Consider the following 7,709-nt stretch of genomic DNA (forward strand, 5'->3'; position numbering starts at 1 on the left):
GAGCTTTTTACCGATCCGCGGGCCAATACCCTTGTTTGGAGCACGAAGACTCGGTCTGATACCGGATTTGGGCGCCAATTCACCCGATTGGCAACCTTTCCCTTACGAGTTCTTCATAGCCCGGGCTTCTTCTAGTCTTTCCTTTCTTTTATCCAATCAAATTCCCCCACGCTTGTACCCCAAAATAACCTCCAAAGCAAATCATTGATACACCCGATAGCAGGGAAATTGTAACAAGCAGCTTGGGGGTTAAATATTTGCGGAAATTGCTGGCCACCCCGGCCATTGTTATATCCCAAAGGAGTAAACCGAGAAAAATAGCGCTGCTATAAACCATTAATTGGCTGCTTTCATAGGCAGATGCGGTCTTAGCAAGAACTGATCCGTAAATGCCTAACCAAAAAAGAATCGTCAAAGGGTTGGAAATCGACATAAAAAAACCTGAGAAAAAAGATTTAATTAACGGCTCACTGCTTCTTGTATTCTCCAAATGAATTTGTCCCGCCTTCATGATTGTTTCAATACCGGTATAGATCAGCACAAAACAGCCAAACAACCAAAGAAACGTCTGCATAAAAGGGGTTTGAAGAAATCGTACGACACCTATGTAAACAATAAGCATATAGATTCCATCCGCTACAACTGCACCAATCCCGATGAACCAAGAATGCATAAAACCGCCCCGAATGCCCCGGTCAATTTGCGCAGCATTGATCGGACCAATAGGGGCAGCAAGCGACAATCCTAACAAAATATAGCTCAAAAATGCATTCATCTAATATTCCCTCCGCCAAAATTGTCTTTCTCATTTTTATTCGGACAAACCCCGGATTAGGACAAAAAAAGAGCTTCCTTGAAAAAGGAAGCTCACATTACTTTGTAAAGGTAAATTTTCCATACTGACGTTTTCGACACAAATACTTTATCCAATGCCAAATGATTCTCAAACGCATTATCAATTGGAACTGCCGAGAAAATATAACGGCCGCCCATTTCTTTAAACACATCCGTATTCAACTCTAAATGTTTCAAATGAAGTTTCGAATTCTTCTGAACCATTTGTCCCTTTTTTCCAAGCTGGGCAGTAAAAATGTAACAGCGGCCGCCCCAATGATCAAAATAATTACGAATTGATTTATTCTTCGCTAATTCCTTTGTCATAATTTTTCTAAACTGATGTTTATAGCTTAATGGATAAAAATTGTTGTAGGTATCCAATGTGTAAAAACCGTTATACTGGGCGATCGCTGGATGGATGCCGATACTGGCAACGCGATACTGCTCTTGCGGAAGGGAAATATATTGTTTAATTTGTGCAAACAAATCTTCAGCGTAAAATTGTTTCACGGTTGGTTTATGATGATAGATCATTTCATCATTATACAGCCCTAACAGAAGGATTTGCATGACAGCAACCCCCGTGGCAATACGTGCCCAGTGAAAGCCTTGAAGCGAAATAATCTTTAACGCATATGCAAAGCAGCTATAAATGACCAGCGGCCGCAAAAAATGATAACGTGCAAAATTAAACGTATCTAGAAAATGGAATCGCTTTGTTAATGGGAGCCATCCCTTATAGAACCAAAAAGCATACCAAAACGATAACAAAATGTTGACAACAAATAAAAGGACAAAAATCTTCTCTTGTTTCCATAGATTTTTTTGTAAACAAAATAAAAGGCAGTATATATAGCCGGTAAAATAAACAATGTATGAACTGTCATGACATGGGTATGGCCGAGGACATAGTTCTCCAACGCCAGCCGTAAAACACGCCAAAGCGGCAAAGAGGCATGAACATATTCATCACGGCTATTGGGCTCACCTTTCACTAAAAAAGAATAAACTAATCGGTATTCTACAAGCATGAAAATGATCGTCATATACCCAATTGCAAATAAAAAGCGAAAATTCCAGCCTTTTCCCCGCAAAACATCCACAAGCCAAATGACGGCCATTGCACTCAGGAAAAAGAAAAAGCCTACGATACTGGCATACAGTGGGAGCAATGTAAGTACGAGATAGTCCTTTAATGATCCCTCACCGTTACGGATATTCAAAAAAGCCCATAAAACCAGCGGCATTCCAAGCGTACTTTACATGCCTGATGGCCAGAATGGTGTAATGAAAAAGCGATCGCTGTCAGGATATTAAGTGTAAGCCATCTATCTCTCGGAAGGAAGTGCTTCTTTAATAATAAATACATACCGACAAAAGCCGTTACCCTTGTGAATGTTTGGCTTAACCCATAGGCAACCATAGTAGGAAAGAGGGAATATAACCAAACAATCATGCTAAACTCGCTTCCGAAAGCATTTCTGGAAAGCAAGCCATTTATAATTTGTGGTATGACTCCATCTAGACTGCCAAATAATTCATCGCTTCTTACCAGCACTCTGTACTAAGCGAGATTTGAATCCAGATTATCATGGACACGTATATGTGGATTTTCTTGAAGTATAAATAGGGGAGAAAGAAAAACTGCAAGGACAATGAACGCGAGGAAAATCCACCTTTTTTCCTGTTTGTTTCCGATGATCACGCTTTTTTGGCACCCCATTACTCATTCTTTTCTCTTAAAATTCGCCATTTGCAGGTATATTATTCCATAGTACCTATAAGTCTGAGAAAAATGATGAGATCAAACTTTTTTGCGAATAATAGGAACAAAATGAGGTGAAGTGATTGGCAAATCTTTATATCAGCTTTTTGAGATTACCTCTTCTTGTTCGTTTTCTACTTATTATTCTATTTGTTTTTTTCAGCTTTGGGATCACAATTCACTTTCTGGAGCCTAAAACCTTCCCCTCTGTCTATGACGGGATTTGGTGGGCCATTATAACCGCTTCAACAGTTGGCTACGGAGATTATGTCCCGCATACTTTTTGGGGAAGATTAACTGGTTTGATTTTAATCTTATTCGGTGTTGCTTTTGTTTCTTCTTATTTTGGAACTTTGGCCATTTCGGCTTTTTCTAAGCAAAATGATTTCACCGAAGGGAAAATTTCTTTTAAAGGCAAGGGTCATACGATTATTGTCGGCTGGAATGAACGGTCCAGAGAATTAATCAACAAGCTGATGAATACCCATGATCCGCAAATGATTATTCTGATTGATTCAACCCTTGAAGCAAACCCGGTTAATTCGCGATTTGTTCATTTTATCAAAGGGAAAGCACATGTAGATGAAACGATTTTAAAAAGCGATATTGACACAGCCAAAAAAGTCCTGATCACGGCTGACCGCGGCAGCCCGGAACTTCAAGCTGATATGAACAGCATCCTGACTCTGCTCACCATTAAGGGGTTGTGTCCAAATGTAAAATGCATCGTGGAAATTTTAACGGCAGAGCAAGTCATCAACGCTATAAGAGCTGGAGCTGACGAAATTATACAATCGAATAAACTGATTAGCGTATTTATGGGTAACAGTTTGCACTGCAATAACGAAGGACTGTTATCAGATGTTGTTCATCAGTTGGAAGAAAATCGACTGTCCCTGCTTCCTCTTCAGGAACATGAGATCGGAAAGACCTTTCAGGAAATCCACCATGAATTACTTACAAAAGGATTCCTATTAATCGGCATTAAAAGAGCAGAGGAAACACTGCTGCACCCTTCTCATTCGACCCAAATTCATACTCAAGATCAGTTGATTGTCTTAAAATAATTACGCACCTGCTCGGGTTAATGAAACTTAATTTTTGCAAATTCCCATCCAACAACTATAATGAAAATTGAAAAGGATGGTGATATATTGTGGAAAATTTTATATTCCATAATCCAACTAAATTAATATTTGGAAAAGACCAGCTTGAGCATCTAAGAGAAGAAGTTCCGAAGTATGGCAAAAAAGTGTTGCTTGTTTATGGGGGCGGCAGTATTAAACGAAGTGGCCTTTATCAAAATGTGACAGGTATCTTGGAAGAAATCGGATCGCAAGTATTTGAACTGCCCGGAGTTGAACCGAATCCAAGAATTACTACTGCCCGAAAAGGAGTAGAAATTTGCAAGCAGGAAGGAATTGAATTTTTGCTCGCTGTTGGCGGAGGCAGTGTGATCGACTGCACCAAATTAATTGCAGCAGGCACAAAATACGACGGAGATCCTTGGGATATCGTGATTAAAAAAGCCACTGTTATAGAGGCTCTTCCATTCGGCACCGTTTTGACATTGGCGGCAACCGGTTCGGAAATGAACTCCGGGTCTGTGATCACGAATTGGGAAACCAATGAAAAATATGGCTGGGGAAGCCCTGCAACCTTTCCGAAATTTTCAATACTCGATCCTGTCAATACGTTTACCGTTCCGAAGGATCAAACAATCTACGGAATTATCGACATGATGTCACACACACTTGAGCACTATTTACACGTAGAAGACAATACAGAATATCAAGACCGTATGGCTGAGTCCCTACTGCTGACTGTAATGGAAACAGCTCCAAAATTGCTGAACGACCTTGAAAATTATGATTATCGGGCAACAATTCTATACTGTGGTACAATGGCGTTAAACGGCATAATCAACATGGGCTTCAAAGGAGATTGGGCGACCCATAATCTTGAACATGCCGTTTCTGCTGTCTATGATATTCCGCATGGCGGCGGACTTGCAATTCTGTTCCCAAATGTAATGAAGCACAATCTTCATGTAAAACCAGAGCGCTTTAAAAAACTTGCAGTCCGCGTATTTGGCGTAAATCCTGAAGGTAAAACCGCGGAAGAAGCTGGTCTTGAAGGCATTCAAAAACTTCGCGAATTTTGGAACAGTATTGGAGCACCTTCACGCCTGGCTGATTATCATATCGATGACAGCAAACTTGACCTAATGGCAGACCGTGCAATGGAAAATGGAGAATTCGGCAATTTTGCCAAATTAAATCGCGAAGATTGTCTGGAAATCTATCGTGCATCACTTTAAGAAAAGCGCAAGGTGTTTATGCTGACGAATATAAAAAAACAAAGTTCGGGAGTGTGTCCCGAACTTTGTTACTTTTTTTATCAAAATGGGTGCGCTTACATATGAGGACAATCCTTGATTATCTCCTTCTGATTGGTTAAAGTGGGTAATGTAAGAAAATAATGGAGGTTGCGACATGACACATGTACGGTTTGATTATTCAAAAGCGTTAAGTTTCTTTGGCGAGCATGAACTTACATACTTACGTGATGCGGTGAAAGTTGCCCATCACTCGCTTCATGAAAAAACCGGGGCGGGCAGCGACTTTTTAGGATGGATTGACCTTCCAACCAATTACGATAAAGAGGAATTTGCCAGAATCAAGAAAGCCGCTGAAAAAATTCAATCGGATTCCGACATCCTACTAGTAATCGGGATCGGCGGTTCCTACCTCGGAGCAAGAGCGGCGATTGAAATGCTGAAGCATTCCTTCTACAACGTGCTTCCGAAAGAAAAACGAAACACTCCGCAAATTATTTTTGTCGGCAATAACATCAGCTCCAGCTATATGAGTGATGTGATCGATCTTCTTGAAGGCAAAGACTTCTCAATCAATGTGATTTCAAAGTCTGGGACAACAACCGAACCGGCGATTGCATTCCGGATTTTCCGTAAGCTTTTGGAAGAAAAATATGGTGTGGAGGCAGCCCGCAAACGGATTTATGCAACCACCGATAAGGCAAAAGGAGCTTTAAAAACACTAGCCAATGAAGAAGGTTACGAATCATTTGTCATCCCCGATGATGTCGGCGGCCGTTATTCCGTCTTAACAGCAGTGGGATTACTTCCTATTGCAGTAAGCGGTGCTGATATTGATAAAATGATGGAGGGCGCAGCCCAGGCCGCGAATGATTTCAGCCATTCCGAGTTGGAGGATAATCAAGCATACCAATATGCCGCTGTTCGAAACATTCTTTACAATAAAGGAAAAACCATTGAAATGCTGATTAATTACGAGCCAAACTTGCAATATTTTTCTGAATGGTGGAAGCAGCTGTTCGGCGAAAGTGAGGGCAAGGACCAAAAAGGCATTTATCCTTCTTCCGCTAACTTCTCTACCGACTTGCATTCACTTGGACAATATGTGCAAGAAGGCCGCCGCGATTTATTTGAAACAGTTATTAAATTGGACAAACCGCGCCGTGAACTGACGATTGAAAAAGAAGAAAATGATTTGGACGGCCTAAATTATCTGGCAGGGAAAACAATTGATTTTGTCAATAACAAAGCCTTCGAAGGAACGATGCTGGCTCACACAGATGGCGGAGTGCCAAACTTGATTGTCACGATCCCAGCATTGGATGAATATACTTTCGGCTATCTTGTTTATTTCTTTGAAAAAGCCTGCGCGATGAGCGGGTATCTGCTAGGTGTCAATCCATTTGACCAGCCCGGCGTTGAAGCATACAAAGTCAACATGTTTGCCCTGTTAGGAAAACCGGGATACGAGGACAAAAAAGCCGAACTCGAAAAGCGTTTATAAAAAAAATGAGAGTGCTGATAATTTTGTATCAGCACTCTTTTTTACGTCTATCCAAGTACTTTGTAAATCCGTTCAAGTGCCCAATCCAGTTCTTCCTTCGTAATGACGAGTGGCGGGGCGAAACGAATGACTGAATCATGAGTTTCTTTGCATAATAGCCCATGGTTCATTAATTGTTCACAATACTTTCTTGCGGGCTCCGTTAGTTCAACGCCAATAAACAGCCCGCGGCCGCGTACTTCTTTAATCAACGGATTATTGATTTCTTTTAATTTGCCGATAAAATACTCTCCAAGCTTCAATGATTTTTCGGCTAACTTTTCTTGCTCTAAAACATCGAGGGCGGCAATGGATACGGCGCAAGCCATTGGATTACCACCAAAAGTTGAACCGTGTGATCCCGGATTAAAGACACCTAAGATATCTTTATTGGCCACAACACAGGAAATTGGGAATACACCTCCGCCCAATGCTTTGCCGAGAATATACATATCAGGCTCAATGCCTTCCCACTCACAGGCAAACATTTTTCCAGTCCGCGCTAAACCAGCCTGGATTTCATCCGCAATAAATAATACGTTATGTTGTTTGCACAATTCAAAAGCTGCTTTCAAATAACCTTCAGGCGGGATGATGATCCCTGCTTCCCCTTGAATTGGCTCAATTAGAAATGCTGCAGTATTTGGCGTAATAGCCGCTTCTAGTGCCTCAATATCGCCATATGGAACCAGTTTGATTCCAGGGAGCATTGGTCCAAAGCCGCGTTTGTATTCCTCTTCAGATGAAAGCGAAACTGCTGTCATCGTCCGGCCATGAAAATTCCCGTTGCACGCGATTACTTCGGCCTGATTTTCTGCAATACCTTTGACATCATAACCCCAGCGCCGAGCTGCTTTAAAAGCAGTTTCTACCGCTTCAGCTCCTGTATTCATCGGAAGCGCCATTTCTTTATTAGTTAATTTGCAGATTTTCTCATACCATGGTCCGAGTTGGTCATTATGAAAAGCACGGGATGTCAGCGTAACCCGATCTGCCTGCTCTTTTAATGCCTGAATAATTTTCGGGTGACGATGGCCTTGGTTGACTGCGGAATAAGCACTAAGCATATCCATATATTTATTACCTTCAGGATCTTCCACCCACACTCTTTCAGCACGGGTAACGACAATCGGCAGAGGATGGTAATTATGAGCGCCATACTTCTCTGTTTTTTCAATTAACTTTTGGGTAGTGATATCCATAGAATTCCTCCCTTTCATAACGTC

At 41.3% G+C, this 7,709-nt stretch carries 5 protein-coding genes and 1 pseudogene; 3 read left to right on the top strand and 3 right to left on the bottom strand.

Translation table 11 applies throughout. From position 1 onward, the window contains the following. Nucleotides 1–148: 148 nt before the first annotated feature. Nucleotides 149–775, bottom strand: coding sequence for a LysE family translocator (locus BFU02S_RS13440; RefSeq protein WP_066371589.1), 627 nt, complete (start codon nt 773–775; stop codon nt 149–151). A 92-nt stretch (nt 776–867) separates the two neighbouring features. Beyond that, a pseudogene (locus BFU02S_RS17400) lies at nt 868–2,560 on the bottom strand (DUF6044 family protein). Nucleotides 2,561–2,685: 125 nt separating this feature from the next. On the opposite strand from BFU02S_RS17400, the gene BFU02S_RS13450 reads away from it, so the two are divergent. The 3 genes from BFU02S_RS13450 (at nt 2,686) to BFU02S_RS13460 (ending at nt 6,444) form a co-directional block, all read left to right on the top strand. Beyond that, nucleotides 2,686–3,669, top strand: coding sequence for a potassium channel family protein (locus tag BFU02S_RS13450; RefSeq protein ID WP_066371591.1), 984 nt, complete (start codon nt 2,686–2,688; stop codon nt 3,667–3,669). Between the two features lie 89 nt (nt 3,670–3,758). Next, nucleotides 3,759–4,922 carry an iron-containing alcohol dehydrogenase gene (locus BFU02S_RS13455; RefSeq protein WP_066371597.1) on the top strand — a complete coding sequence of 388 codons (1,164 nt, stop codon included), beginning with the start codon at nt 3,759–3,761 and terminating at the stop codon, nt 4,920–4,922. Nucleotides 4,923–5,097: 175 nt separating this feature from the next. Continuing rightward, a complete protein-coding gene (locus BFU02S_RS13460; RefSeq protein WP_066371599.1) occupies nt 5,098–6,444 on the top strand; it encodes a glucose-6-phosphate isomerase in 1,347 nt (448 codons plus the stop codon). A 47-nt stretch (nt 6,445–6,491) separates the two neighbouring features. Here the strand turns inward: BFU02S_RS13460 and BFU02S_RS13465 are convergent, their stop codons facing one another. Then, on the bottom strand, nt 6,492–7,685 hold the full coding sequence (locus BFU02S_RS13465; protein WP_066371606.1) for an ornithine--oxo-acid transaminase: 1,194 nt from the start codon (nt 7,683–7,685) through the stop codon (nt 6,492–6,494). Nucleotides 7,686–7,709: the final 24 nt, after the last annotated feature.

The sequence above is a fragment of the Neobacillus fumarioli NBRC 102428 genome, from assembly GCF_001591485.1.
GTDB lineage: Bacteria > Bacillota > Bacilli > Bacillales > Cytobacillaceae > Neobacillus > Neobacillus fumarioli.